The following is a 26299-nucleotide window of genomic DNA, read 5'->3' as shown; positions in this document are numbered from 1 at the left end:
GCCACGCGATGTCAGGACGCTAACGACAGTTCAGACTTTCCCGCATGCTGCGCCAGCCATTCGCTGATGCGCGCCTGCTGCTCGGCAGTCAGCCACATACCCTGTTTGGTTCGACGCCAGATGGCGTCATCCAGGCTGCGCACCCACTCGTGCTCCACCAGATATTTCAGCTCGGCTTCATAAAACTCGTGGCCGAAATCTTCCCCGAGATCGCTCAGGGCGCTGGCTTCCTTCAGGATCCACTCGCTGTTGCTCCCGTAGGTGCGGGCATAATGGCGGGCCAGTGATTCACTGATGAACGGGAAGCGACGGCGCAGTTTTGCCGCGTAGTCGTCGCGGTCGCCGCCGATATCGCCGCCGGGGAGCACCGCGGTTTTGGTCCATGCCGGGCCGATCCCTTTGTAATAGGGGGTCAGTTTTTCCAGTGCATGCTCGGCCAGTTTGCGATAGGTGGTCAGCTTGCCGCCGAAGACGGACAGCAGCGGCGCCTGACCGTTCTCATCGTGAATATCCAGGGTATAGTCGCGGGTAATGGCCTGCGGCGAATCCGACTCGTCGTCGCACAGCGGACGGACGCCGGAGTAGGTCCAGACGATATCGTCCCGGCTGAGGGTCTTTTTAAAGTGCGCGTTATAGACGTTCAGCAGATAGTTGATCTCTTTATCATCAATGGCCACCGCTTTCGGATCGCCCTTATACTCGACGTCCGTCGTGCCGATGATAGAGAACTCATCCATCCACGGAATAACAAACACTATGCGTTTATCTTCGTTCTGCAGAATATAAGCCTGTTTCTGGGTATGCACCCGCGGCACCACGATGTGGCTGCCCTTGATCAGACGGATGCCGTAAGGCGAGCGCAGATGCATCCCTTCGTCGAAGAACTGTTTGACCCATGGGCCGGTGGCATTGACCAGGCCGCGCGCCTTCCAGGTAAACTTCTCACCGCTATCAATATCTTCCGCTTCCACCACCCACAGGCCATTCTCACGTTTCGCCGAGATAGCGCGGGTGCGGGTACGCACTTCGCCGCCTTTGCGGACGACCATCTGCGCGTTGGCCAGCACCAGGCGGGCATCGTCGACCCAGCAGTCGGAATATTCGAAACCGCGCACAATTTCCGGTTTAAGTACCGATTCTGCGCCAAAACGCAACCCGGTGGATCCCGGGAGGCTGGTGCGTTTGCCCAGATGATCGTACATAAACAAGCCGATACGGATCATCCATGCCGGGCGCAGATGCGGGCGATGCGGTAGGCGAAAGCGCATCGGGAAGGCGATATGCGGGGCCATTTTTAACAGCACTTCACGCTCGGCCAGCGCTTCGCTGACCAGACGGAACTCATAGTGTTCGAGGTAGCGTAGCCCGCCGTGGATCAGTTTGGAACTGGCGCTGGAGGTGGCGCAGGCGAGATCGCGCGCTTCCAGCATCAGTACGGATAAACCACGCCCGGCGGCATCTGCCGCGATACCGGCACCGTTGATGCCTCCGCCTATCACAATCAGATCTTTGGTTTCCACGTTCTTACCCTCTCACACTTTCGTTTAAGCTCATAAATGCTCGATATCGCTCACTATAGCAAACAAACGCGCTTTTGGTAACATCAAAAAAACATTTTGAAGTGATGGGTGTAACATATTGGCGTTTCTTTACCGCCTGACGGTACACTACAGGGTAAAATTGGGCCGGCCATCGCCCGTCATGACGAGAAAGAGAAGAGAATCATGGAACAGTTTGAATGCATCAATGTTGAAGAAGCGCACCAGAAACTGCATCAGCAGACGGCGGTACTGGTCGATATCCGCGATCCGCAAAGCTATGCGATGGGTCATACGCCGGGCGCGTTTCATCTGACCAACGATACGCTGGGCGCGTTTATGCGTGACAACGACTTTGACACGGCGGTGATGGTGATGTGCTATCACGGCAACAGCAGCAAGGGCGCCGCGCAGTATCTGCTGCAGCAGGGGTTTGATAAGGTCTATAGCGTTGACGGCGGGTTCGACGCCTGGCATCGCCATTTCCCGGCGGAAGTGGCGCGCGGGACGTTTTAACGACTGGCAGGTATACTATCCCCCTTTGTGTGGAATAAGCGATTCGCTGCATGTTAATGATTACCTCTTTTGCCAACCCGCGGGTGGCCCAGGCGTTTGTCGATTATATGGCGACGCAGGGGATTATCCTGACCATCCAGCAGCATACCCAGAGCGACGTCTGGCTGGCTGATGAGAGTCAGGCCGGGTGCGTCAGGGCTGAGCTGGCGCGTTTTCTCGAAAACCCGGCGGACCCGCGCTATCTGGCGGCGAGCTGGCAGTCCGGACAGACCAATAGCGGGTTGCGCTATCAGCGCTTTCCTTTCTTTGCCACGCTGCGGCATAACGCCGGTCCGTTCACCTGGGCGATTCTGCTGATCTGCATCGCGGTGTTCATCCTGCAAAATCTGCTGGGCGATCAGCCGGTGATGATTTGGCTGGCCTGGCCCTACGATCCTTCGCTGCAGTTCGAAGCCTGGCGCTATTTCAGCCATGCTTTCATGCATTTCTCGCTGATGCATATTCTCTTCAACCTGCTATGGTGGTGGTATCTTGGCGGCGCGGTGGAAAAGCGCATCGGCAGCGGCAAGCTGGTGGTGATCACCGTCATCAGCGCTCTGCTAAGCGGCTTCGTGCAGCACCAGTTTAGCGGCCCGTGGTTTGGTGGCTTGTCGGGCGTGGTCTACGCGCTGATGGGCTACGTCTGGCTGCGGGGCGAGCGCGATCCGCAGAGCGGTATTTATCTGCAGCGCGGGTTGATACTCTTCTCTTTAGTGTGGTTAATTGCTGGCTGGTTTGATGTTTTCGGCATGGCGATCGCCAACGGCGCGCACGTGGCTGGTCTGGCGACCGGCCTGGCGATGGCGTTTGTTGATACCTTACATGGGCGAAAACGCGCATAAAGACTTACCGACAGGGGTCGGGTAGGCGACATTTTTCCAGGGATATTTCATGAAACAAACACAACGTCATGACGCCATTATCGAGCTGGTAAAAAAACAGGGTTACGTCAGCACGGAAGAGCTGGTTGAGCAGTTCGCGGTAAGCCCGCAGACCATCCGCCGCGACCTGAACGATTTAGCCGAACAGAAAATGATCCTCCGCCATCACGGCGGCGCGGCGCTGCCCTCCAGCTCGGTGAACACCTCCTGGCACGATCGCAAAGCGACCCAGACGGCGGAGAAAGAGCGTATCGCCCGGCGGGTGGCCAGCGAGATCCCGGACGGGGCGACGCTGTTTATTGATATCGGCACCACGCCGGAAGCGGTGGCGCACGCCCTGCTCGATCACAACGATCTGCGGATTGTGACCAATAACCTTAACGTCGCCAACACGCTGATGGTGAAAGAGGACTTCCGCATTATTCTCGCCGGCGGCGAACTGCGTAGCCGGGACGGCGGGATTATTGGGGAAGCGACGCTGGACTTTATCTCGCAGTTCCGCCTCGACTTCGGCATTCTCGGCATCAGCGGCGTAGACAGCGATGGCTCGCTGCTGGAGTTTGATTATCATGAAGTGCGCACCAAGCGGGCGATCATTGAGAATTCACGCCACGTGATGCTGGTGGTGGACCATACCAAGTTTGGCCGCAATGCGATGGTCAACATGGGCAGCATCAGTATGGTCGATGCGGTCTATACCGACGTGCTGCCGCCGGCCGGCGTGCTGAAGGTGATCACTGATAACAACCTTCAGCTGGAGCTGTGCTAAACGGCAACGGCGTCGTCAGACGCCGTATCCCATCATCTTAAGTAACTGCTGGGCATGCTGTACCGCGTCCTGCCGGTGGGCGACGCCCAGTTTCTGATACAGGTTGCGAATGTGGGTCTTGATGGTGGTGGCCGCCACGTCAAGCTCGCCGGCAATCTGCTCGTTGCTGTAACCGGAATAGATTAAGCCAAGCACCTGCCACTCGCGCTGGGTCAGCGGGCTGGTGCGGATAAGCTCCGGCACCTCCGGATGATTCAGCAGTCGCTCGACGAACCCTTCGTCAAAGTGGGCGAATTTGTGGCGATGATGCTGGTTGATGTCGCGCAGAATACGCTGGGCGCGATGCTGCTCCAGCTCCGGCAACGTGTTCAACTGGATCAGCTGGCGCAGCTGCTGGGCCATCGCCTCGCCTTCAATCACAAAGTGGTTGATAAAACCGGTGCGGTTGGCGAGCGTCAGGGCTTCCAGCAGGGCTTTCTGCGCTTCGCTCTTGCGTCCTGACTGCCAGTACAGCTGGTTGAGCAGCAGCAGGTTGCGGTTGAGATCGCTCATCAAACGCAGCGAACGCGCATTTTCGTTCAGCTCTTCCAGCACCATTTCCGCCGGTTCGAAGTCGCCCAGCAGGATCTGTGCCCGGGCAATGTTGCGCCACTGGCTCTGCAGGAAGTGGTTGTTGGCGAACTCCGGCTTTGGCGTCTGGCGCAGCCAGTTGGCCGCCGCGGTTTTATCACCGGTCATCTGCCAGTAGATCACTCGCACCTTATCGGCGTTGGAGACCCAGTCGCTGTGATAGTGACCATTACCGAGCAGGTTTTCCAGCCGGTTCAGGTGGCTGCGGGCATTATCCAGATCGCCGCGCGCCAGTGAGCACTGGACCATCAGCGCCAGGCACTGCAGCTGCTGCTGCGGCTGATAGGTGGAGAGCACGTCCATCCCCTGGCGGGCGCAAGCTTCAGCCTCGTCGAGGCGCGCCCATGCCCACAGCAGCTGAGAACGGATGCGCAGCAGGAACTCATGCATCGGCAACTGCTCAAGATGCTGTTCGCGTACCAGCTGGAAGGCTTTCTCCTGGCTCTCCCAGGCGGCCTGCAGGAAGCCCTGGGCGAAGAGGATTTCGCTTTGCTGAATGATGCTCCACAGGGCGTAATGCCATACGTCGTGACGGCGGGCCATCTGTTCGGTCTGCTGCATCACGGCGAGGGATTTGGTCAGCTTCCCCTTACAATGGAGAACTTCGCCATGCACCGATGTGGCGACGATGCGGCTGTAATAGTTGGCCAGCGGCAGCTCTTCCAGGGCCACCATTGACAGACGTTCCGCCTCGTCCTGGTCGCCATCGTTAATCGCCACCTGCGCGCGCAGCGCGTTGAAGTCGCCATGCATCGCGGTGTCCATTTCCACACTCATCTCCTGCTCGGCGCGCGCCAGCAGGGTATTGACTTCGCTGTAGCGATGCTGGCTCTGCATCAGCCAGGCCTGGAGCAGGATCAGGCGCGGATTTTCCAGCAGATTGGACCATGGCAGCGCCGCCAGCGACTGCTCCAGTAGCCCCAGCTCGCTATGGTTAAACATGCCCCAGGCATGATTGAGCAAGATATCGCGCAGCATTTTGGCATCGCCGGCCGCCAGCGCATGGTGGATGGCCTCGCTGGGGAAACCTTGCGCCATCCAGCTTTCCGCCGCGGCGCGGTGGATCTCCGGTAGTTCAACCGCCAGCTCCCACTGACAGCGCTGGCGCAGGAAGCTGCCAAACAGCGGGTGATAGCGGAACCATTCGCCGGAATCATCCATCCGCTGCAGGAACAGCCCCTGGCGTTCGATCTCCTCCAGCTGCATCTGGCCATTCTCTTCGCCGGTGACGCGCACGATTAACGCGTCGTTCATTGAGCGCAGCAGAGAACTCTTCAGCAAAAAGTTGCGCGTGCGGGCGTCAACGTTATCCAGCACTTCATCCACCAGATAATCCGACAGATGGCTGGCGTTAATCCCGGCGAGGCGGCGGGCGGAGTGTTGGGCGGAGGAGTTATTCTGGCGGGCGGAGAGGGCGATGAGTTGTAGCGCGGTGGCCCACCCGGCGACATCGTCGCACAGCCGGCTACTGTCGTCGGCTTCGATAGGCGATGTCAGACGACAGTCGAAAAATTGTTTCGCCTCCTGGTGGGTAAAGGCCAGCTGCTGACTGCCAATCTCCAGAAGCTGATCGCGGACGCGCAGATTGGCAATGCCCAGCTGCGGCAGGTTACGCGACAGGACCACCAGGGTCATATTCTCCGGCTGATGGCGCAGGAAAAAGCGCATCGCGTCATGGATCACCGGATTATTGATCAGATGGTAATCATCAATGACGAGATACAGCGGGCGCTGCCAGTCGGCAAGTTCAATAAACAGCTGCGCAAAAAGAGAGGAGAGACTGGCGTACTGGCGTTTTTGCACCATCGCTTCACTGGCCGCGCAGTGGTTGCCGGTAGCCTGCTGAATCGCCGCGATCAGATAGCTGGCAAAACGCTCCTGCTGGTTGTCGCCTTCGTCCAGCGAAAACCACCCAAGATCGTTTTTACCCGCGGCCCACTGAGAAATGAGCGTTGTCTTACCGTACCCGGCAGGACTGGTGATCAGCACGAGACGATAATTGTTCGCGCCGGAAAGTTTCGCCAGTAAGCGCTCACGAACCACAGTGTGTTCAAGGCGGACCGGACGACTTAATTTGGACGGAATCAACATAGTTCTACATTTCGCTGTGCAAGAGAGAGGTTGCGATTTTTTTTGCGCTTCGTAATTAATATCTAATAAGGTCGGTGATTATGAAATTTATTGCAAGTTATGTCCGAAGTTTATGCTCTTGAATTTGCTCTATGTCACAAATTTTGACATTGGCTGAGAATGGGAAAAAATCGCAGGCAGGACTGGTCGGCCGCGGTTTTCAGGCGGTAGCTGGCGGAGTGTGGGTGGATTTATTTTACGCTAAGAGTAGTTGTTTGTTTTTATTAAATTATTGTCAGCGATTTCTTAGAAGTAATCTTTTTTGCGGGTCAATGCGATGAAAGGTGCTTATTTCTTCAGGGGCCTCTATTTATTTTGTTAATAACGTGGCGAGGAACTGGAAGATTTTTTACACGTATTGGCCTGTAACAAATTTTTAGCTACCGGAGGTAACCTCTCAATTGTCATATCGCGGTGATTTTTACAGCATATTTTTGCCTTCTCGCCCACACTATAGTGTTCAGGATCACACTTTTCGCTCATCCCCGCCACTCCTCCCTGTCTAATCCCCGTCAGGATGAGGACGATGAATCGGGAGGTCGGCACACTAGCGCCATCGTTTTAGTAAAGGACCCGGATCTCATTATGTCACAGACTACATTTAACAAAGCTCAGTTTCAGGCTGCACTGACGCGTCAGTGGCAGCATTTTGGTTTACAGTCCGCTTCCGAGATGACACAGCGTCAATGGTGGCGCGCAGTCAGCGGAGCGTTGGCGGAACTCCTGGCGGCGCAGCCGGTAGCGAAACCGGCGCAAGGACAGCGTCACGTTAACTACATCTCAATGGAGTTTCTGATTGGTCGTCTGACCGGCAACAACCTGCTCAACCTGGGCTGGTACGAGGGCGTCAGCGACGCGCTGAAAGGCTACGATGTCAACCTCACCGATCTGCTGGAAGAAGAGACTGACCCGGCGCTGGGTAACGGTGGCCTGGGACGTCTGGCAGCCTGCTTCCTCGACTCCATGGCGACGGTGGGGCAGTCGGCGACCGGTTACGGTCTCAACTACCAGTATGGCCTGTTCCGCCAGTCTTTTGACGATGGCCAGCAGATGGAAGCCCCTGACGACTGGGGGCGCAGCAGCTACCCGTGGTTCCGTCATAACGAAGCGCTGGATGTCCAGGTAGGTATCGGCGGGAAAGTCAGCAAAAACGGCGAATGGCAGCCGGCGTTCGTCATTACCGGCGAAGCCTGGGACCTGCCGGTGCTTGGCTATCGCAACAACGTCGCCCAGCCGCTGCGTCTGTGGCAGGCCAAACACGCTCATCCGTTCAACCTGACCAAATTCAACGATGGCGATTTCCTGCGCGCCGAGCAGCAGGGCATCGACGCGGAAAAACTGACCAAGGTGCTGTACCCGAACGACAACCATCAGGCCGGTAAAAAACTGCGCCTGATGCAGCAGTACTTCCAGTGCGCCTGCTCAGTGGCCGATATCCTGCGCCGTCATCATCTGGCAGGCCGCAAGCTGGCCGAACTGGCGGATTACGAAGTGATCCAGCTGAACGATACGCACCCGACCATCGCCATCCCGGAGCTGCTGCGCGTGCTGATCGACGAGCACCAGCTGAGCTGGGACGACGCCTGGGCGATCACCAGCAAAACCTTTGCTTACACCAACCACACCCTGATGCCGGAAGCGTTGGAATGCTGGGATGAGAAGCTGGTAAAAGCGCTGCTGCCGCGCCATATGCAGATCATTAAAGAGATCAACGACCGCTTTAAACAGCTGGTGGACAAAACCTGGCCGGGCGATAAGCAGGTCTGGGCGAAGCTGGCGGTGGTGCATGACAAACAGGTTCGGATGGCCAACATGTGCGTGGTGGGCGGCTTTGCTGTCAACGGCGTGGCGGCGCTGCACTCGGATCTGGTGGTAAAAGATCTGTTCCCGGAATATAACCAGCTGTGGCCGAACAAATTCCATAACGTGACCAACGGCATCACGCCGCGCCGCTGGATCAAGCAGTGCAACCCGGCGCTGGCCTCGCTGCTGGATGAGACGCTGAAAAAAGAGTGGGCCAATGACCTCGACCAGCTGATCAACCTGGAAAAATATGCTGACGATGCGGCGTTCCGTCAGACTTATCGCGATATCAAGCAGGCCAACAAAGTTCATCTGGCTGAGTTTGTGAAGCAGCGTACCGGGATTGAGATCAACCCGCAGGCGATCTTCGATATCCAGATCAAACGTCTGCACGAGTATAAGCGTCAGCACCTTAACCTGCTGCATATCCTTGCGCTGTACAAAGAGATCCGCGAAAACCCGCAGTCCGACCGCGTACCGCGCGTCTTCCTGTTCGGCGCGAAAGCGGCGCCGGGCTACTATCTGGCGAAAAACATTATTTTTGCCATCAATAAGGTAGCGGAAGCGATCAACAACGACCCGAAAGTCGGCGATAAGCTGAAGGTGGTCTTCCTGCCGGACTATTGTGTATCGGCAGCAGAAAAACTGATCCCGGCGGCGGATATCTCCGAGCAGATCTCCACCGCGGGTAAAGAAGCCTCTGGCACCGGCAACATGAAGCTGGCGCTGAACGGCGCGCTGACCGTCGGGACGCTGGATGGCGCTAACGTGGAAATCGCTGAGCAGGTGGGCGAGGAGAACATCTTTATCTTCGGCCACACGGTTGAAGAGGTGAAAGCCCTGAAAGCGAAAGGCTACGATCCGCTGAAATGGCGTAAAAAAGACAAGCTGCTCGATGCGGTGCTTAAGGAGCTGGAGAACGGCACCTACAGCAACGGCGACAAGCATGCCTTCGATCAGATGCTGCACAGCCTGCTGCAGGGCGGCGATCCGTACCTGGTGCTGGCCGATTTCGAAGCCTACGTAGCGGCGCAAAAACGGGTAGATGAGCTGTATCGCGACGAGGAGGCCTGGACCCGCGCGGCTATCCTCAACACCGCGCGCTGCGGCATGTTCAGCTCCGACCGCTCGATCCGCGATTATCAGCAACGTATCTGGCAGGCGAAACGCTAAAGGAAGGCCTATGGAGAGTAAACGCCTCGATAATGCCGCGCTGGCGGCGGGCATCAGCCCCAGCTATATCAACGCGCACGGCAAGCCGCAGTCTATCGCGGCTGTCACCAAACAGCGCCTGCTGGATGCGATGCATCGCTCTACCGCCGCCACGAAAGTGGCGGTTAACCCGCTGCCGAACGTGAAAATTTTCACTCACGGCAAAAAAATGTCGCTGCCGGTGGCAGGACGCGGTGAGTATCAGTGGATCCTGACTACTGAGGACGGTAAGCAGTATCAAGGGAAAACCCGCGGCGGCGAGACGCTGCCGCTGCCGGCCAAACTGCCGGAGGGGTACCACTCCCTGACCCTCACCCAGGAGGGGGAGCGCTGGCACTGCCGGACTATCGTCGCGCCAGCCCGCTGCTATGAGCCGCAGCCGCTGAAAGAGGGGAAAAAGCTGTGGGGCACCTGCGTGCAGCTGTATACCCTGCGCTCAGAGAAAAACTGGGGGATCGGCGATTTTGGCGATCTGCGGGCCATGCTGCCGGAAATCGCCCGCCGCGGCGGGTCGTTTATTGGCCTTAACCCGATTCATGCCCTCTATCCGGCGAACCCGGAGAGCGCCAGCCCCTATAGCCCGTCTTCACGTCGCTGGCTGAACGTTATTTATATCGACGTCAACGCGGTTGAAGATTTCCAGCGTAGCGAAGAGGCGCAGGCGTGGTGGCAGTCTCCGGCAACGCAGCAGGCACTGCAGGCGGCGCGGGAAACGGACGATGTGGATTATACCGCCGTCACTACGCTGAAAATGACCGCGCTGCGTATGGCATGGAAACAATTCTCTCGTCGTGAAGATGAGCAGATGACAGCGTTCCGCGAGTTTGTTCTGCGCGAAGGGGAAAGCCTCTACTGGCAGGCGGCTTTCGATGCGCTGCACGCCTGGCAGGTACAACAGGACCCGCTGCGCTGGGGCTGGCCGGCCTGGCCGAAGGCCTTTCAGGATATCGACAGCCCGGAGGTGAAAGCCTTCTGCGTTGAGCATGAGGATGACGTCAGTTTCTATCTTTGGCTGCAGTGGCTGGCCTGGAGTCAGTTTGCTGCCTGCTGGGAAACCAGCCAGCGTGACGGCATGCCGATCGGCCTCTACCGCGACCTGGCGGTGGGCGTCGCCGAGGGCGGGTCGGAAACCTGGTGCGATCGTGAACTGTACTGCCTGAAAGCATCCGTAGGCGCGCCGCCGGATATTCTGGGCCCGCTGGGCCAGAACTGGGGCCTGCCGCCGATGGATCCGCATATCATTGCCGCCCGCGCCTATGAGCCGTTTATCGACCTGCTGCGCGCTAATATGCAGAACTGCGGCGCGTTGCGCATCGATCACGTGATGTCTGTGCTGCGTCTGTGGTGGATCCCGTATGGTGAAACCGCCGACCATGGCGCTTACGTTCAGTATCCGGTCGACGATCTGCTGTCGCTTCTGGCGCTGGAAAGCCAGCGTCATCGCTGCATGGTGATCGGTGAAGATCTGGGCACGGTACCGGTGGAGATCGTCAGCAAGTTACGCAACAGCGGCGTCTATTCTTATAAGGTGCTCTATTTTGAGAGTGATGCAGAGAAAACGTTCCGCGCGCCGGCGCTGTACCCGGAGCAATCAATGGCTGTGGCGACGACGCACGACCTGCCCACTCTCCGCGGCTACTGGGAAAGCGGCGATCTGACGTTAGGTAAAGCGCTGGGCCTCTATCCTGATGAGGTGGTGCTGCGCGGACTGTACCAGGACCGCGAGCTGGCGAAACAAGGGCTGCTGGACGCACTGCATAAGTACGGCTGTCTGCCCAAGCGCGCCGGCCATAAGGCCTCGCTGACGAGCATGACGGGGATCCTCAACCGGGGGATGCAGCGTTATATTGCCGACAGCAACAGCGCCCTGCTGGGCCTGCAGCCGGAAGACTGGCTGGAGATGGCGACGCCGGTTAACATTCCGGGCACCAGCACCGAGTACCCGAACTGGCGCCGGAAGCTGTCCGTCACCCTGGAGCAGATGTTTGCCGATGAACGGGTCAATAAGCTGATTAAGGATCTGGATAAACGGCGCAAGGCGGCGAGCAAGAAAGCCGCCTCCTGATAACTTCCTGCCGCGCGCTCCTCTGCGCGGCGAAGAGCATGTCCGATAAAAAAGGCCGGCCCGCTTCACGCGGACCGGCCTTTTTCTGTGGCGGGAGTGACCTTACACCACCATCCCCAGCAGCAGACAGCCCACCAGGCCGCAGACTGAGATAATGGTTTCCAGCACCGACCAGGACTTGATGGTCTCGCCGATGGTCAGGTTAAAGTACTCTTTGAACAGCCAGAAGCCCGGATCGTTGACGTGGGAGAAGATAACGCTGCCGGAGCCAACGGCGATAACCATCAGCTCCGGGCTGACGCCGGTGGTGGCGATCAGCGGCGCGGCAATCCCGCCCGCGGTGATGGCGGCTACGGTCGCCGAACCCAGCGCGATACGCAGCACCGCGGCGATAGACCACGCCATAAACAGCGGAGACATGTTCGATTCGTGCATGATAGAGGCGATGTATTTATCCATGCCGCTATCCACCAGCACCTGCTTGAAGGCGCCGCCGCCGCCGATGATCAACAGCATCATGGCGATGATTTTGATCGAAGAGGTCAGGGTATCGTTGATCTGCTCCATGGAGCGGCCGCGGTTCAAACCGAAGGTGAACAGGGCAATCAGTACCGCAATCAGGGTGGCCATCACCGGGTCGCCGAAGAACTCGGCAATTGGCAGGAAGGCGTGGCCTTTCGGCAGGATCATCTCAGCCACGGCGCGCATCGCCATCAGGATCACCGGAACCAGCGAGGTCCAGACGCTGACGCCAAAGCCTGGCATCTCTTCTTCAGTGAACACTTTCGGGTTATGCAGGCCTTCCGGGATCGGCTTATCTATCCCTTTCAGGAAGCGCGCAAACACCGGTCCCGCCAGGATAACCGTCGGGATAGCCAGAATGGTGCCGTAGAGCAGCGTTTTGCCCATATCGGCATGGAAGATGGTGGCGATCGCGGTCGGACCCGGATGCGGCGGCAGGAAGCCGTGGGTGACGGAGAGCGCGGCTGCCATCGGTACGCCGACGTACAGCAACGGAATACGGGCCGAGGCGGCGATGGTGAACACCAGCGGCAGCATCAGCACGAAGCCCACTTCATAGAACAGGGCGAAGCCAACGGTGAAGCCGGTCAGGACCACCGCCCACTGAATATGCTTCTTACCGAACTTATTGATAAGCGTGGTGGCGATACGCTGGGCGCCGCCGCAGTCTGCCAGCAGCTTACCGAGCATAGCGCCGAAGCCCATGATCAGCGCGAGGCTGCCAAGGGTGCCGCCAACGCCGTTTTTGATGGAGACGATCACTTTATCCAGTGGCATACCCTGCATTAATCCGACGGCGAGCGCCACCAGAACCAGCGCAATGAAGCCGTTCATTTTGAAACGGATCATTAACAGCAACAACAGGGCAACCCCGATAGCAACGATGACTAATGGCATGATTTACCTGGCCTTAATTTGTTATGGGTAACGTCAAAGTTCGAACCTGTAGAGCATCCGCTCCGTCAGGGAGCAAAATAGTCTGGCACCGTAAACGCTTGCATTATCCTTACCCAGAGAAAGGATAGCTGGCTATTTTTTTGCCGGTGGCGCCTGAAATGGATGATACGGGTAACATGTGAGGGTTGAGAATCACCTGACGGGGGAAAATGTTAAATATGAGACTTAAGTCATACTCTTTCCCCGGTTTTTGCCGGTCGTTTAGCGAGAGATGTTGCGCGGTAACACAGAATGGATCACGGCGATCCGGCGGCAGGCTGCCGCCGGAGGAAGGGTTTAGTAGTAGGAGTGCTCGCCGCGCTGGTGCTCGGTCAGATCGCGAACCCCTTTCAGCTCCGGAAACTCGTTCAGCAGCTGTTTTTCAATACCTTCTTTCAGGGTCACGTCGACCATCGAGCAGCCGTTGCATCCGCCGCCGAACTGCAGGATAGCCAGACCGTCGTCGGTGATCTCCATCAGCGATACGCGGCCGCCGTGGCCTGCCAGCTGCGGGTTAATCTGCGACTGCAGCAGGTACTCGACGCGCTCCATCAGCGGGGCATCGTCAGAGACTTTGCGCATTTTGGCGTTCGGCGCTTTCAGCGTCAGCTGCGAGCCGAGCTGGTCAGTGACGAAATCAATTTCAGCGTCTTCCAGATAGGGCGCGCTGAGCTCATCGACATAGGCGGTCAGCTGTTCAAATTTCAGCGCCGTGTCGGTGTCTTCCACCGCATCCGGTGGGCAGTAAGATACGCCGCACTCAGCGTTTGGGGTGCCGGGATTAATCACAAATACGCGAATTTGCGTCCCTTCTTCCTGATTTGCCAGCAGTTTGGCAAAGTGCGCTTGTGCAGCATCGGAAATACGGATCATAGCGTTGGCCTAATAGTTGACTATTTTACTGGGTTATAATACGCCCATCAGCGGGGGTCTACAAGGTACGGCACAAACACCATACCTGAACCGTCGCGGCGCCGTTTCGCAAAAGCAGGCGGGATATCTCAGCGACGGTGCTGCCGGTCGTGACGACATCATCCACCAGAGCGATATGGAGTCCCTGCACGGCAAATTCAAGCTGAAAGGCATTTTTCAGGTTCTGCCTGCGCTGGCGGGCATTGAGCGAATGTTGGACGGCGCCGGCTCGCTGGCGAGTCAGGCCTTCGCGATGCCAGACGCATCCTCGCCAGCGGGCTAACGGTCGGCACAGTTCGTCGCACTGATTATAACCCCGGCACCAGCGACGGCGATGCCATAGCGGCACGCCGACCAGAGCGTCTACTGGCGGCAAATCGTCACGCTGCAGAAGGCGCTGCAGCAGCAGACGCGCGAGGGCGGGGCCCAGCTCCGGGCGATGGTGAAACTTCAGCTGCTGCACCAGACCGCTCAGCGGCGGGCGATAGTCATTGACCGCCACCAGCCGATGCCAGGGAGGCGGCTTTTGCAGGCAGCGGCCGCAGGGGTGACGGGATGCCGCCGCCGGCAGGCCGCACTGCGGGCAGAGCGGGGGACAGGCGAGCAGGGCGCGGCTGCAGCGGGAGCAGATCCCCCAGCGGGCGACTGCCAGCGGCATTTGGCATAGCCAGCATAAGCTGTGTGCTGTTAGCATATTTGGCCTTCTGTCCAGTAAAAAGAGAACGGTAACGGATGAACGACATCTGGTGGCAAACAATCGGCGAAGGAGATTGTCATCTTGTGCTGCTGCACGGCTGGGGGCTGAACGCTCAGGTATGGGATTGCATCACGCCGCAGCTGGCTTCGCATTTTACCCTCCACCTGGTGGATCTGCCGGGCTATGGCCGCAGCGGCGGGTTTGGGGTGATGTCGCTGGAGGCGATGGCGCAGCGGGTGCTGGAGCAGGCCCCTCCACAGGCGGTGTGGCTGGGCTGGAGCCTGGGCGGGCTGGTGGCCAGCCAGGTCGCGATTATGCGTCCGGAACGCGTGCAGGCGCTGGTGACGGTTGCCTCTTCCCCCTGTTTCGCGGCTCGTGACGACTGGCCCGGCATCAAGCCCGAGGTGCTGGCCGGATTTCAGCAGCAGCTGAGCGACGATTTCCAGCGCACCGTCGAGCGATTCCTCGCCCTGCAAACCATGGGCACAGAGAGCGCGCGTCAGGATGCGCGGGCGTTAAAGCAGGCGGTGCTCTCGCTGCCGATGCCTTCCGCCGAGGCGCTGAATGGCGGACTGGAGATCCTCAGAACCGTCGATCTGCGTCAGGCGCTGGTCAGGCTGCCGATGCCGTTTCTGCGGCTGTATGGCCGGCTGGATGGACTGGTGCCGCGCAAGATCGTCCCGTTGCTGGATGACCTGTGGCCGGAAAGCGAGTCAATCCTCTTCGATAAGGCCGCGCATGCGCCGTTTGTTTCCCATCCCGCGGCCTTCTGCGAGCCGCTGCTGGCGCTGAAGACGCGGCTGGGGTAATTTTTTTTGCCGCGCCATGGTAAAAGGGCCATTCCTAGCAATACTTAGGTTGTTACGGTGGTTGATTATTTCAATCCGCCACCGTGACCTACAATAACAACCTTATGGAGAGTAGAGGCTATGAAACTTGTTACAGGAATGGTTGCATCTCTGGTGATAGGCACCCTCTCTTTCGGCGCATTCGCCGCGAAAGAGATCCAAAAAGAAGACGTGGCGAAGATGAATCTGACCAAGGTCGGTAGCATTACGACCTCCAGGACGACGTCGCCGATGGATGCCCGACGCGATCTGTCGAAAAAAGCCGATGAACTGGGTGGGAAATACTTTGTGGTGATTGCCGGGCAGAAAAACGAAAAAACCGTACACGCGAACGCTGACGTTTATAAATAATCCAGTCATAAGAAAACGGGCCTGCTGGCCCGTTTTTCATAGCTGTCTTAATCGTTTTACCTCGTTGCGCGACCTGGCCTGACTCCTTTCATCGCAGCGCCCACCACTCCTGCCGGCACGCCGCTTTCCCTTCAGGGCAACTTTTACAGCTGCCGGAGAGGCAGCCCTCGCTCGTTTCGCTGATCCGGACCACCTTACCCATGGCTTCCATTCGCTCAAGCATGGCGTCAATCAGCGGCTGAGGCGTCTGCAGGCGAGCACTGAGCTGTTTCGCCTCCATGCGGCCCTGCAGGGCCAGCATATCGCGGACTTCCATTAACGACGCCACAGTCCCTCCTTAGTGGCAATCGCCAGCCGGGCTGGAACAGCAGGAGGCCGGCGTTTTTCGCGTGGCCAGCAGCGAGACGTCCACCCGGCTGCGCGCCCGGCGCAACAGGCCGAAGAGCACCACGTTGAACAACACTACCGCCAGGATACATACCAGACTGTAGCGCGGGTGATCGCTAAAGCTAACGGTCTGGTAATAGAGCGTCGAGAGCGAATAGGCGATATTCAGCCCCCACAGGATGGAGAAGGTCATCCAGCCGCGGCTTGATTCGCGGGCGATGGCGCCCATCACCGAGATGCAGGGAATATAGAGCAGGACGAAGATCAGGTAGCTGTATGCCGCCGCCGCGCTGCCAAATTTACTGCCCATCACCCCCATGGCGCCGGTGGCCATTTCGCCATCGCCTTTGCTGGCTTCGATGGGGTTGGCCAGGACGCTGAGGCTGAAGGTGTCTTTCAGTCCCTGCCATGTCTCATCGACGGCGGCGAGCAGTTCTTCGCCGAGACTGAAGGTCTGCGGATTGAATTCCTCATTCTGGATATCTTCGGCGGTATAGAGGGTGTTCAGCGTACCCACTACCACCTCTTTCGCCATCGCGCCGGTAAACAGGCCGACGGTGGCCTGCCAGTTATCTTCATGCACGCCGATCGGTTTAAACACCGGCGTAATGACCCGGCTCACCGAGGCCAGCGCGGAGTCGTTGATGTTGTCGACGACCTTACCGCTCAGTGAGAAGCTGTTCAGCGCGCTGAGGAAGATGCTGACGATGACGATCACCTTCCCGGCGCGCAGCACAAAGCCTTTCAGGCGCTGCCAGGTCTGGATAATCAGGCTCTTGATATGCGGGACGTGGTACACCGGCAGCTCCATCACGAACGGCGAGGCTTCGCCGCGCATAATGGTGTGCTTCAGCATCAGGCCGGTGAGGATGGCCATCACAATGCCCAGCACATAGAGCGAGAAGACCGCCAGCGCGCCGTTCTGCCCAAAGAAGGCGGCCGCGAAGACGGCGAAGATCGCCAGCCGCGCGCCGCAGGACATAAACGGCGCCATCATAATGGTCATCAGACGCTCGCGCGGCGCGTCAAGGGTGCGGGCGCCCATCACCGACGGCACGTTGCAGCCAAAACCGACAATCAGCGGGACGAAGGATTTCCCCGGCAGGCCGAGGGCTTGCATCAGGCGATCCATCACAAAGGCGGCGCGCGCCATGTAGCCGGAGTCCTCAAGGAAGGAGAGAAACAGATACATCATGCCGATCTGCGGCACCAGCGGCAGCACGGTGTTGATACCGCCGCCGATCCCCTGGGCGAGGAACACGGTCAGCCAGTCCGGGAAGTGCAGGGTGTAACCCAGCCATTGAATGCCATGCACAAAGATCGCGACCGAGCCGGCATCGAAAATCGGCTGCAGCGCGCCGCCGATGTTGATCGCCAGCAGGAACATCAAGTACATGACAAAGAGAAAAATCGGCAACCCGAGGAAGCGGTTGAGGATCACTTTGTCCATCGCGGCGGTGAAGCGGCTTGGTTCGGCGGTCAGGGTATTGCTGACGGCGTCGCAAATGGCGGCGATGGTCTGATAGCGCGCGTCAGCGATGTGCAGCGCCGGGTCGTCGATCTCGTCGCTGAGATTCGCCAGAGCGATATCCAGTTTATCGGCGGCGTCGCCGGCATAGGCCCGGCTGTAGATATCGCCCTCCAGCATCTGCAGACCCAGCCAGCGCCGCTGCCGGGGCGGGATCTGCGCTGACATCTGCTGCGCCAGCAGGTCAGCTTCGCGCAGCAGCGGCTGCGGATAGTGGACCAGCTCAAGATCGCTGTTCGCCTGATGACGGTCGAGGGCGATCTTCAGCGCTTCGATCCCCCGTCCGCGAGTCGATACCAGCGGAATGACCGGGCAACCGAGACGGGCGGCGAGGGCGTCGATATCGATCCGCACCTGCTGCTTTTCGGCGATATCCAGCATGTTCAGCGCGACGACGCAGGGGATCCCCAGCTCGAGCAGCTGCAGCGTCAGATAGAGGTTGCGCTCGAGGTTGGAGGCATCGACCACGTTAATCAGCATGTCGGCGTCGCCGCTCAGGATGTAGTGGCAGGCAATCTGCTCGTCCAGCGAGGTCTGCGAGGAGATGGTGGTCAGGGAGTAGGTTCCCGGGAGGTCGACCAGCGTGACCTGGTGGTCAGTGGTGGCGAAAATCCCCTCTTTACGCTCAACGGTCACCCCAGCCCAGTTGCCCACGCGCTGGCGAGCGCCGGTCAGCTGATTAAATAAGGTGGTCTTGCCGGAATTAGGATTACCAATTAAACCAACGGTTAATTTTTGCATATTTCAGACTCTTGTGCCGGGCCAGCCGTTATTGTGCAACCGCTTCCAGTTCGATTAAGGCGAGATCTTTTTTGCGTAATACCAGACTGACGCGTCGGGTTTCAATATGAACAGGATCGCCGAGCGGCGCCACGCGAACCACATGAAAAGAGGAACCGGGCAGCATGCCGAGGGAGAGCAGTTTCTGACGGTATGCTGGGCTAATATCGCGAGAAAAACCGGTAATTTTCCACGCACTATCAGGTGTGAATTGCATAGGGCCTACTTGTCTATCGCTAACCGAAGAAGAATTTTCCGGACGCCTGGAGGCAGTTGCGCCGGGGACCGTAGCCAACGAAAAAAGAAAAAACGTTCTGTAATCGATGATAATGAGAATGGTTTTTATCATCAATACATATGATGCGCTGCAGGCTATTTTTAAAGTGAAAATCACCTTTTTATTGATATGCCGCAAAGTCAGCCTGTAATCAAAAATGCGCGAAATATTATTTCGGCGATCTAATGTTTAATTAAGGTTTCTGAAGTTAACGAAATGAAAATATTAATTTCGCTGCCTTTCAGGNGTGGAATAAAAGCAGGTTATCAGAAACAACTGAAGCTGTTTTGCGCGTGATGGCGATGGCCTGGTCATGAAAAAAAGCTGCCCCTGAAAAAGGGGCAGGGAGAGTTTAGCGTTTTTTACCCATCGCTGCGGCGAGGGCATCCATCATCGCGCTGTTGCCGGCAGGCTGCGCCTCGCGACCGCGGGGTTTGGCGGCTTTCGCAGCCGGGCGATTTCCCTGCGGGCGCTCCTGACCACCGCCGCGGCGGGCGTTGCTGTCGCCCGGCTGCTCGTCGAGACGCATGGTCAGGGCGATACGCTTACGCGGCAGATCGACTTCCATCACTTTGACCTTGACGATGTCGCCCGCTTTCACCACGGTGTGCGGATCCTCAACAAACCGGTCAGAAAGCGACGAAATGTGTACCAGTCCGTCCTGATGAACGCCGATATCAACAAACGCGCCGAAGTTGGTGACGTTGGTGACGGCACCTTCCAGAATCATTCCCGGCAGCAGGTCATTCATGGTCTCCACACCATCGGCGAACTTCGCGGTCTTAAACTCCGGACGCGGATCGCGGCCCGGTTTTTCCAGCTCTTTGATAATGTCGGTGACCGTCGGGACGCCAAACTTCTCATCGGTGAAGTCCACTGCCTTCAGGTGGCGCAGCGCACTGCTATTGCCCATCAGATCTTTTAGCGCCTGCTGGGTGGCGGCCAGAATACGTTCGACCACCGGGTAAGCTTCCGGGTGAACGGTGGAGGCATCCAGCGGGTTGTCGCCGTGGTTGATACGCAGGAAGCCCGCGCACTGTTCAAAGGCTTTCGGCCCCAGACGGCTGACTTTCAGCAGCTGCTGGCGATTCTGGAACTGACCATTCTCGTCGCGCCAGGCGACGATGTTCTGCGCCATCATGCGGGTCAGGCCGGCGACGCGGGTCAGCAGCGGAACGGAGGCGGTGTTCAGGTCAACGCCGACGGCGTTCACACAGTCTTCCACCACCGCGTCCAGCTTACGCGCCAGCTGGGTCTGGCTGACGTCGTGCTGATACTGGCCGACGCCAATGGATTTCGGGTCGATTTTCACCAGCTCGGCCAGGGGATCCTGCAGACGGCGGGCGATGGAGACCGCGCCGCGCAGCGACACGTCGAGGTCCGGAAACTCCTGCGCCGCCAGCTCGGAGGCGGAGTAAACGGAAGCCCCGGCTTCGCTGACGATCACCTTCTGGGCGGTGACCTTCGGGAACTGTTTCTGCACGTCGAGGAAGAAACGCTCGGTTTCACGCGAGGCGGTACCGTTGCCGATGGCCACCAGCTCAACGTTGTACTTCTCACACAGCGCGGCGACGGCGACGGCCGCTTTGGCGGCCTGGCCGGTGTGGGGATAGATGGTATCGGTAGCGACCAGTTTACCGGTGGCGTCGACGACGGCCACTTTCACCCCGGTGCGCAGGCCCGGATCGAGTCCCATGGTGGCGCGCAGCCCGGCGGGCGCGGCCATCAGCAGATCGTGCAGGTTGCGGGCGAAGACGTTGATTGCCTCGTCCTCCGCGCGTTCGCGCACGGTGCCCATCAGCTCGGTTTCGAGATGCATCAGGACTTTGATCCGCCAGGTCCAACTGACGACGCCTTTACGCCAGCTGTCCGCCGGGGCGTTATTCAGGCGCAGGCCCAGGTGGTCGATAATAATTTGCTCGCCGTGGCTCTCTTTCGGCGGCTCGTCAAACTGCGGGTCAGCGTTTAAAGAGAGCTGCAGGACGCCTTCGTTGCGACCGCGGAACATCGCCAGCGCGCGATGCGACGGCACGGTGGCGATCGGTTCATGGTGATCGAAGTAGTCGCGGAATTTAGCGCCTTCCTCTTCTTTACCGCTGACGACGGTGGAGACCAGGTGGGCGTTTTTCCACAGATAGTCACGGACCTTCGCCAGCAGCGCGGCGTCTTCGGCAAACCGCTCCATCAGAATATAGCGCGCGCCGTCCAGGGCCGCTTTGCTGTCGGCTACGCCCTTATCGGCATCAATATATTTTGCGGCCTCCGCTTCCGGATCGTGGGCCGGTTCGTTCCACAGCAGGTCAGCCAGCGGTTCGAGCCCGGCTTCGATAGCGATCTGCCCGCGTGTACGGCGCTTCGGCTTGTAGGGCAGGTAGAGATCTTCCAGTTCGGTTTTGCTGAGCGTGGTGTTGATGGCTTTTTCCAGCGCGTCGGTCAGTTTGCCCTGTTCAGCGATGGATTTGAGGATCGCCTGACGACGGTCTTCGAGTTCGCGCAGATAGCCGAGGCGAGTTTCCAGATTACGCAGCTGCGTGTCATCCAGACCGCCGGTGACTTCTTTACGATAACGTGCAATAAACGGCACGGTGTTCCCTTCATCAAGCAGGCGAACGGCAGCTTCTACCTGTTCGGCTCTGGCCTGAAGTTCACCCGCAATAATGCGGCAGAGCGAATCATTCATCATGGCTTTTAATTCATCTTTAGGGTCAAAAAACAGGGACTAGTTATACGGACTGACGGCTAAAAATACCAGCCGCGCCGGGCGTCTCTCGGAAAGTTCTTGTCTATTTAACGTATTCGATCTCGTTGACATACCAGCTGGCTTCGCCCGCCGGCGTGTTGACGATGGCCAGATCGCCAACCTCTTTTTTTAACAGTGCGCGCGCCATCGGCGAGTCGATGGAGATATAGTCTTTGCGGCCAAAAATTTCATCGTAACCGACGATGCGAAAGCGCTTGATATCGCCTTCATCGTTTTCAATCTCTACCCAGGCGCCGAAGAAGACTTTACCTTCCTGTTGCGGCGAGTAATCGACGATTTTCAACTGTTCCAGACATTTGGTCAGATAGCGGACCCGGCGATCGATCTCCCGCAGGCGCTTTTTGTTGTACTGGTAGTCCGCGTTCTCGCTGCGGTCGCCGAGGCTGGCGGCCCAGGTCACCTTTTTGGTCACTTCCGGACGCTCCTGGCGCCACAGGTAGTCCATCTCCTGCTTCAGTTTTTCATATCCCTCGCGGGTGATCAGCGGCGTTTTCATCGTGAGTTCAACCTTCTGACTGTCTGTCGTTGCGCACAATTTGTAGCGCGTAATAATACCGACAGGATAAATACTGTGTCTTATGATTAAATGTATACTTAACCTGCTGTTAAATATGCTTTGTAACAATTTAGCCTGGAATATATACCAGATTTAGCTGGTGAGCGCGCCGGGCTTTTTTGAGAATACGCACTGACTATTGCAGTGAACCTTTGGGAGTACAAACAATGCAAGAGAATTATAAGATTCTGGTTGTGGATGACGACATGCGCCTGCGTGCGCTGCTCGAGCGTTATCTGACCGAGCAGGGCTTCCAGGTTCGTAGCGTGGCGAACGCCGAACAGATGGATCGTCTGTTAACCCGTGAATCCTTCCACCTGATGGTGCTGGATCTGATGCTGCCGGGCGAAGATGGTCTCTCTATCTGCCGTCGTCTGCGCAGCCAGAGTAACCCGATGCCGATCATTATGGTGACGGCGAAAGGTGAAGAGGTCGATCGGATCGTGGGCCTGGAGATCGGTGCTGACGACTATATTCCGAAGCCGTTTAACCCGCGCGAACTGCTGGCCCGCATCCGGGCGGTGCTGCGCCGCCAGGCGAACGAGCTGCCGGGCGCGCCGTCGCAGGAAGAGGCGGTTATCGCCTTTGGTAAATTCAAACTGAATTTAGGCACCCGCGAGATGTTCCGTGAAGACGAGCCGATGCCGTTGACCAGCGGCGAATTCGCGGTCCTGAAGGCGCTGGTGAGCCATCCCCGTGAGCCGCTGTCGCGCGATAAGCTGATGAACCTCGCCCGCGGCCGCGAATACTCTGCGATGGAGCGCTCCATCGACGTACAGATCTCCCGCCTGCGCCGCATGGTGGAAGAGGACCCGGCGCATCCGCGCTACATCCAGACCGTCTGGGGTCTGGGCTACGTCTTCGTCCCGGACGGTTCTAAGGCATGAAACGCGTGCGCTTTTCGCCGCGCAGCTCCTTTGCTCGCACACTGCTCCTGATCGTCACCTTGCTGTTCGTCAGCCTGGTGACGACCTATCTGGTGGTACTGAATTTCGCGATCCTGCCGAGTCTCCAGCAGTTTAATAAAGTGTTAGCCTACGAAGTGCGTATGCTGATGACCGACAAACTGCAGCTGGAGGATGGCACCCAGCTGGTGGTGCCCCCGGCGTTTCGTCGTGAAATTTATCGCGAGCTGGGGATTTCGCTCTATTCCAATGAAGCGGCGGAAGACGCAGGCCTGCGCTGGGCGCAGCATTATGAATTCTTAAGTCAGCAGATGGCCCATCAGCTTGGTGGCCCCACAGAGGTGCGGGTAGAGGTCAATAAAAGCTCCCCTGTGGTGTGGCTGAAGACCTGGCTGTCGCCCAATATCTGGGTGCGGGTGCCGCTGACCGAGATCCATCAGGGCGACTTCTCGCCGCTGTTCCGCTATACCCTGGCGATCATGCTGCTGGCGATAGGCGGCGCCTGGCTGTTTATTCGTATTCAGAACCGCCCGTTGGTGGATCTGGAGCACGCGGCGCTGCAGGTCGGGCGCGGCATTATTCCGCCGCCGCTGCGCGAGTATGGCGCCTCCGAAGTGCGTTCGGTGACGCGCGCCTTTAACCATATGGCGGCGGGCGTGAAGCAGCTGGCTGATGACCGTACGCTGCTGATGGCCGGGGTCAGTCATGATTTACGAACCCCGCTGACCCGCATTCGTCTGGCCACCGAAATGATGGGCGAGCAGGACGGCTATCTCGCGGAGTCGATTAACAAAGATATCGAAGAGTGCAACGCCATCATCGAGCAGTTTATCGACTATCTGCGCACCGGGCAGGAGATGCCGATGGAGCTGGCGGATCTGAATGCGGTGCTGGGGGAAGTGATCGCTGCGGAGAGCGGCTATGAGCGGGAAATCGCCACCGCCCTGCAGGCCGGCGAAATTCCGGTACGTATGCACCCGCTGTCTATCAAGCGCGCGCTGGCGAATATGGTGGTCAACGCGGCCCGCTATGGCAATGGCTGGATCAAGGTCAGCAGCGGCAGCGAAGCGAGCCGGGCCTGGTTCCAGGTGGAAGATGACGGACCGGGGATTAAACCTGAGCAGCGGGAGCACCTGTTTCAGCCGTTTGTACGCGGCGACAGCGCCCGTAGCACCAGCGGCACCGGGCTGGGGTTGGCGATTGTTCAGCGTATTATCGACAATCACAACGGCCGGCTGGAGATTGGCTCCAGCGAACGCGGCGGGTTACTGATCCGCGCCTGGCTGCCGGTGCACCGGATGCTGGCGCCGATGAAACCCGCCAGGGAGAGCTGATCGCGCCCGCGGTTAGCTGCTCAGGATGTTGCACAATAAAAAGCCGGGCAAGCCCGGCTTTTTCACCTTTGCGCCCGTTAGCGCTGCGGTCCTGCCGCCACCAGCGCGGCGCCCGCTGGCGTATCGGTATACTTCTCAAAATTCTCAATAAACAGCTTCGCCAGCTGGTCGGCTTTTTCCTGCCACTGCTCCGGGGAACCATAGGTGCTGCGCGGATCGAGGATGTGGGTATCCACGCCCGGGAGCGCCGTCGGGATCTGCAGGTTAAACATCGGCAGGGTAAAGGTCTCCGCGTTGTCCAGCGAGCCATTGAGGATGGCGTCGATGATCGCGCGGGTATCTTTAATCGAGATGCGCTTGCCGGTGCCGTTCCAGCCGGTATTGACCAGATAAGCCTGCGCGCCAGCCGCCTGCATGCGTTTGACCAGCACTTCGGCGTACTGCGTCGGGTGCAGCGACAGGAAGGCGGCGCCGAAGCAGGCGGAGAAGGTTGGCGTGGGTTCGGTTACGCCGCGCTCGGTGCCGGCCAGTTTGGCGGTAAACCCGGACAGGAAATGGTACTGCGTCTGGTCGGCGGTCAGGCGGGAGACCGGCGGCAGGACGCCGAACGCATCGGCCGTCAGGAAGATCACTTTGGTAGCGTGACCCGCTTTAGACACCGGCTTAACAATGTTGTCGATGTGGTCGATGGGGTAGGAGACGCGGGTATTTTCGGTCTTTGAACCGTCATCGAAATCGACCGTGCCGTCGGCGCGTACCACCACGTTTTCCAGCAGGGCGTTGCGGCGGATGGCGTGATAGATATCTGGCTCGGCCGCTTCAGAGAGCTTGATGGTCTTGGCGTAGCAGCCCCCTTCGAAGTTAAACACGCCGTCGTCATCCCAGCCATGTTCGTCATCGCCAATCAGGCGGCGTTTCGGGTCGGTGGAGAGGGTGGTTTTGCCGGTGCCTGAGAGGCCGAAGAAAATGGCGACATCGCCTTTCTCGCCGACGTTGGCTGAGCAGTGCATGGAGGCGATGCCCTTCAGCGGCAGCAGGTAGTTCATGATCGAGAACATCCCTTTCTTCATCTCGCCGCCGTACCAGGTGCCGCCGATCAGCTGAATGCGCTCGGTGAGGTTGAAGGCGACGAAGTTTTCCGAATTGAGGCCCTGCTCTTTCCACTGCGGATTGGTGCATTTCGCGCCGTTCATCACGATGAAGTCGGGCACGAATTCAGCCAGCTCTTCATCGCTCGGACGGATGAACATGTTTTTAACGAAGTGCGCCTGCCAGGCCACTTCGGTAATGAAACGTACGCTGAGACGGGTATCGGCGTTGGCGCCGCAGAAAGCGTCGACGATAAACAGGCGTTTACCGGACAGTTGCTGGGTCACCAGCCCTTTCAGATGCTGCCAGGTTTCCTGCGAAAGCGGCTTGTTGTCGTTTTTACCTTTGCCTTTATCGGACCACCAGACGGTGTCGCGGGTGGTGTCGTCGCGCACGAGATACTTATCTTTCGGAGAACGACCGGTAAAAATGCCCGTGTCGACGGCGATAGCACCCAGAGTGGTTAATACGCCACGTTCGTAGCCTTCCAGGTTCGGGTCGAGCTCTTCCTGAAACAACATGTCGTAGCTGGGGTTGTGGACGATATCCTGGACGTCATTGATACCATAAGCCTTGAGATCCTGCGGGGTTAAACCATGATTAACGCGCATGTCACTGCTCCTTAGCCAAGATGTACTGCTGTAAATTGTAGGGTTAATTGCCGGGTATTGACCGCGACCAGGCTCATAGATTTACGTATCTCGACATTCCTCAGAATGACGATAAAAACGGTGACTCCTGTCACGAAGTGGAGTGGATTATCTCAGGAAATGGGTGGATGGTGGGGTTGGATGTTTCTCAATGGTTAAAAAGTAATTAAAAAAACTGCCGAA

Annotated in this window: 20 protein-coding genes; 9 read left to right on the top strand and 11 right to left on the bottom strand. The window is 58.2% G+C overall.

All coding sequences use genetic code 11. From position 1 onward, the window contains the following. Window positions 1-11: 11 nt before the first annotated feature. Window positions 12-1520: a glycerol-3-phosphate dehydrogenase gene (gene glpD / locus VZP09_RS18990; RefSeq protein WP_002920554.1), complete on the bottom strand. Its 1509-nt coding sequence runs from the start codon at window positions 1518-1520 to the stop codon at window positions 12-14. Window positions 1521-1724: 204 nt separating this feature from the next. Between glpD and glpE the strand changes: the two genes are divergently transcribed. Genes glpE through VZP09_RS18975 form a run of 3 tightly spaced genes read left to right on the top strand, consistent with a single transcriptional unit; the run spans window position 1725 to window position 3743 of the window. Next, the gene (glpE, locus tag VZP09_RS18985) at window positions 1725-2054 is read left to right on the top strand and encodes a thiosulfate sulfurtransferase GlpE (RefSeq protein ID WP_002920552.1); all 330 of its coding nucleotides are present in this window, start codon (window positions 1725-1727) and stop codon (window positions 2052-2054) included. Window positions 2055-2104: 50 nt separating this feature from the next. Beyond that, window positions 2105-2935, top strand: a complete 831-nt coding sequence (gene glpG / locus VZP09_RS18980; RefSeq protein WP_109139581.1) for a rhomboid family intramembrane serine protease GlpG — start codon at window positions 2105-2107, stop codon at window positions 2933-2935. A 49-nt stretch (window positions 2936-2984) separates the two neighbouring features. Further along, the gene (locus VZP09_RS18975; RefSeq protein WP_002920548.1) at window positions 2985-3743 is read left to right on the top strand and encodes a DeoR/GlpR family transcriptional regulator; all 759 of its coding nucleotides are present in this window, start codon (window positions 2985-2987) and stop codon (window positions 3741-3743) included. Window positions 3744-3758: 15 nt separating this feature from the next. Here the strand turns inward: VZP09_RS18975 and malT are convergent, their stop codons facing one another. Then, window positions 3759-6464: an HTH-type transcriptional regulator MalT gene (gene malT / locus VZP09_RS18970; RefSeq protein ID WP_002920545.1), complete on the bottom strand. Its 2706-nt coding sequence runs from the start codon at window positions 6462-6464 to the stop codon at window positions 3759-3761. A gap of 624 nt (window positions 6465-7088) precedes the next feature. Here malT and malP point away from each other — a divergent pair. Continuing rightward, complete coding sequence (gene malP / locus VZP09_RS18965; RefSeq protein WP_004151407.1) at window positions 7089-9479, top strand: maltodextrin phosphorylase; 2391 nt, start codon at window positions 7089-7091, stop codon at window positions 9477-9479. Window positions 9480-9489: 10 nt separating this feature from the next. Then, window positions 9490-11583: a 4-alpha-glucanotransferase gene (gene malQ, locus VZP09_RS18960; protein ID WP_328795336.1), complete on the top strand. Its 2094-nt coding sequence runs from the start codon at window positions 9490-9492 to the stop codon at window positions 11581-11583. A 102-nt stretch (window positions 11584-11685) separates the two neighbouring features. Here malQ and gntT read toward each other — a convergent pair whose 3' ends face one another. The 3 genes from gntT to gntX all read right to left on the bottom strand — a co-directional run bounded on the left by gntT (window position 11686) and on the right by gntX (window position 14647). Continuing rightward, window positions 11686-13002, bottom strand: coding sequence for a gluconate transporter (gene gntT, locus VZP09_RS18955; protein ID WP_002920542.1), 1317 nt, complete (start codon window positions 13000-13002; stop codon window positions 11686-11688). 336 nt (window positions 13003-13338) lie between these two features. Further along, window positions 13339-13914 carry a Fe-S biogenesis protein NfuA gene (gene nfuA, locus VZP09_RS18950; RefSeq protein WP_002920540.1) on the bottom strand — a complete coding sequence of 192 codons (576 nt, stop codon included), beginning with the start codon at window positions 13912-13914 and terminating at the stop codon, window positions 13339-13341. A gap of 58 nt (window positions 13915-13972) precedes the next feature. Continuing rightward, window positions 13973-14647, bottom strand: a complete 675-nt coding sequence (gene gntX / locus VZP09_RS18945; RefSeq protein ID WP_048266020.1) for a DNA utilization protein GntX — start codon at window positions 14645-14647, stop codon at window positions 13973-13975. Window positions 14648-14685: 38 nt separating this feature from the next. On the opposite strand from gntX, the gene bioH reads away from it, so the two are divergent. Together bioH and VZP09_RS18935 are read left to right on the top strand one after the other, a co-directional pair. Beyond that, the gene (bioH, locus tag VZP09_RS18940; protein WP_328795335.1) at window positions 14686-15459 is read left to right on the top strand and encodes a pimeloyl-ACP methyl ester esterase BioH; all 774 of its coding nucleotides are present in this window, start codon (window positions 14686-14688) and stop codon (window positions 15457-15459) included. Window positions 15460-15579: 120 nt separating this feature from the next. After that, a complete protein-coding gene (locus VZP09_RS18935) occupies window positions 15580-15849 on the top strand; it encodes a YdgH/BhsA/McbA-like domain containing protein (RefSeq protein ID WP_002920510.1) in 270 nt (89 codons plus the stop codon). A gap of 88 nt (window positions 15850-15937) precedes the next feature. Here the strand turns inward: VZP09_RS18935 and feoC are convergent, their stop codons facing one another. The 5 genes from feoC to greB form a co-directional block, all read right to left on the bottom strand. Then, window positions 15938-16177, bottom strand: coding sequence for a [Fe-S]-dependent transcriptional repressor FeoC (feoC, locus tag VZP09_RS18930; protein WP_002920509.1), 240 nt, complete (start codon window positions 16175-16177; stop codon window positions 15938-15940). Between the two features lie 9 nt (window positions 16178-16186). Beyond that, a complete protein-coding gene (feoB, locus tag VZP09_RS18925; protein ID WP_014906839.1) occupies window positions 16187-18505 on the bottom strand; it encodes a Fe(2+) transporter permease subunit FeoB in 2319 nt (772 codons plus the stop codon). 28 nt (window positions 18506-18533) lie between these two features. Further along, window positions 18534-18761: a ferrous iron transporter A gene (feoA, locus tag VZP09_RS18920; RefSeq protein ID WP_002920506.1), complete on the bottom strand. Its 228-nt coding sequence runs from the start codon at window positions 18759-18761 to the stop codon at window positions 18534-18536. 412 nt (window positions 18762-19173) lie between these two features. Next, complete coding sequence (locus VZP09_RS18915; RefSeq protein ID WP_004150056.1) at window positions 19174-21504, bottom strand: Tex family protein; 2331 nt, start codon at window positions 21502-21504, stop codon at window positions 19174-19176. Between the two features lie 100 nt (window positions 21505-21604). Continuing rightward, window positions 21605-22078, bottom strand: coding sequence for a transcription elongation factor GreB (gene greB / locus VZP09_RS18910; RefSeq protein ID WP_002920503.1), 474 nt, complete (start codon window positions 22076-22078; stop codon window positions 21605-21607). A 227-nt stretch (window positions 22079-22305) separates the two neighbouring features. Between greB and ompR the strand changes: the two genes are divergently transcribed. Further along, window positions 22306-23025, top strand: coding sequence for an osmolarity response regulator transcription factor OmpR (gene ompR, locus VZP09_RS18905; protein WP_001157751.1), 720 nt, complete (start codon window positions 22306-22308; stop codon window positions 23023-23025). After that, window positions 23022-24377 carry a two-component system sensor histidine kinase EnvZ gene (envZ, locus tag VZP09_RS18900; RefSeq protein WP_002920333.1) on the top strand — a complete coding sequence of 452 codons (1356 nt, stop codon included), beginning with the start codon at window positions 23022-23024 and terminating at the stop codon, window positions 24375-24377. Before ompR ends, envZ begins: the two co-directional genes overlap by 4 nt. 77 nt (window positions 24378-24454) lie before the next feature. Here the strand turns inward: envZ and pckA are convergent, their stop codons facing one another. Next, a complete protein-coding gene (gene pckA / locus VZP09_RS18895; RefSeq protein ID WP_004210368.1) occupies window positions 24455-26077 on the bottom strand; it encodes a phosphoenolpyruvate carboxykinase (ATP) in 1623 nt (540 codons plus the stop codon). Window positions 26078-26299: the final 222 nt, after the last annotated feature.

The sequence above is a fragment of the Klebsiella sp. EMBS2024 genome (assembly GCF_036233805.1).
GTDB lineage: Bacteria > Pseudomonadota > Gammaproteobacteria > Enterobacterales > Enterobacteriaceae > Klebsiella > Klebsiella pneumoniae.
The sequence above is the reverse complement of the archived record's forward strand: the minus strand, read 5'-3'. Positions and strand labels throughout refer to the sequence as shown.

Coding starts and splice junctions, on each gene's coding strand:
- glpE (WP_002920552.1), top strand. CDS start 1,725: ATGGAACAGTTTGAATGCATCAATGTTGAAGAAGCGCACCAGAAACTG.
- glpG (WP_109139581.1), top strand. CDS start 2,105: ATGTTAATGATTACCTCTTTTGCCAACCCGCGGGTGGCCCAGGCGTTT.
- VZP09_RS18975 (WP_002920548.1), top strand. CDS start 2,985: ATGAAACAAACACAACGTCATGACGCCATTATCGAGCTGGTAAAAAAA.
- malT (WP_002920545.1), bottom strand. CDS start 6,464: ATGTTGATTCCGTCCAAATTAAGTCGTCCGGTCCGCCTTGAACACACT.
- malP (WP_004151407.1), top strand. CDS start 7,089: ATGTCACAGACTACATTTAACAAAGCTCAGTTTCAGGCTGCACTGACG.
- malQ (WP_328795336.1), top strand. CDS start 9,490: ATGGAGAGTAAACGCCTCGATAATGCCGCGCTGGCGGCGGGCATCAGC.
- gntT (WP_002920542.1), bottom strand. CDS start 13,002: ATGCCATTAGTCATCGTTGCTATCGGGGTTGCCCTGTTGTTGCTGTTA.
- nfuA (WP_002920540.1), bottom strand. CDS start 13,914: ATGATCCGTATTTCCGATGCTGCACAAGCGCACTTTGCCAAACTGCTG.
- gntX (WP_048266020.1), bottom strand. CDS start 14,647: ATGCTAACAGCACACAGCTTATGCTGGCTATGCCAAATGCCGCTGGCA.
- bioH (WP_328795335.1), top strand. CDS start 14,686: ATGAACGACATCTGGTGGCAAACAATCGGCGAAGGAGATTGTCATCTT.
- VZP09_RS18935 (WP_002920510.1), top strand. CDS start 15,580: ATGAAACTTGTTACAGGAATGGTTGCATCTCTGGTGATAGGCACCCTC.
- feoB (WP_014906839.1), bottom strand. CDS start 18,505: ATGCAAAAATTAACCGTTGGTTTAATTGGTAATCCTAATTCCGGCAAG.
- feoA (WP_002920506.1), bottom strand. CDS start 18,761: ATGCAATTCACACCTGATAGTGCGTGGAAAATTACCGGTTTTTCTCGC.
- VZP09_RS18915 (WP_004150056.1), bottom strand. CDS start 21,504: ATGATGAATGATTCGCTCTGCCGCATTATTGCGGGTGAACTTCAGGCC.
- greB (WP_002920503.1), bottom strand. CDS start 22,078: ATGAAAACGCCGCTGATCACCCGCGAGGGATATGAAAAACTGAAGCAG.
- ompR (WP_001157751.1), top strand. CDS start 22,306: ATGCAAGAGAATTATAAGATTCTGGTTGTGGATGACGACATGCGCCTG.
- envZ (WP_002920333.1), top strand. CDS start 23,022: ATGAAACGCGTGCGCTTTTCGCCGCGCAGCTCCTTTGCTCGCACACTG.
- pckA (WP_004210368.1), bottom strand. CDS start 26,077: ATGCGCGTTAATCATGGTTTAACCCCGCAGGATCTCAAGGCTTATGGT.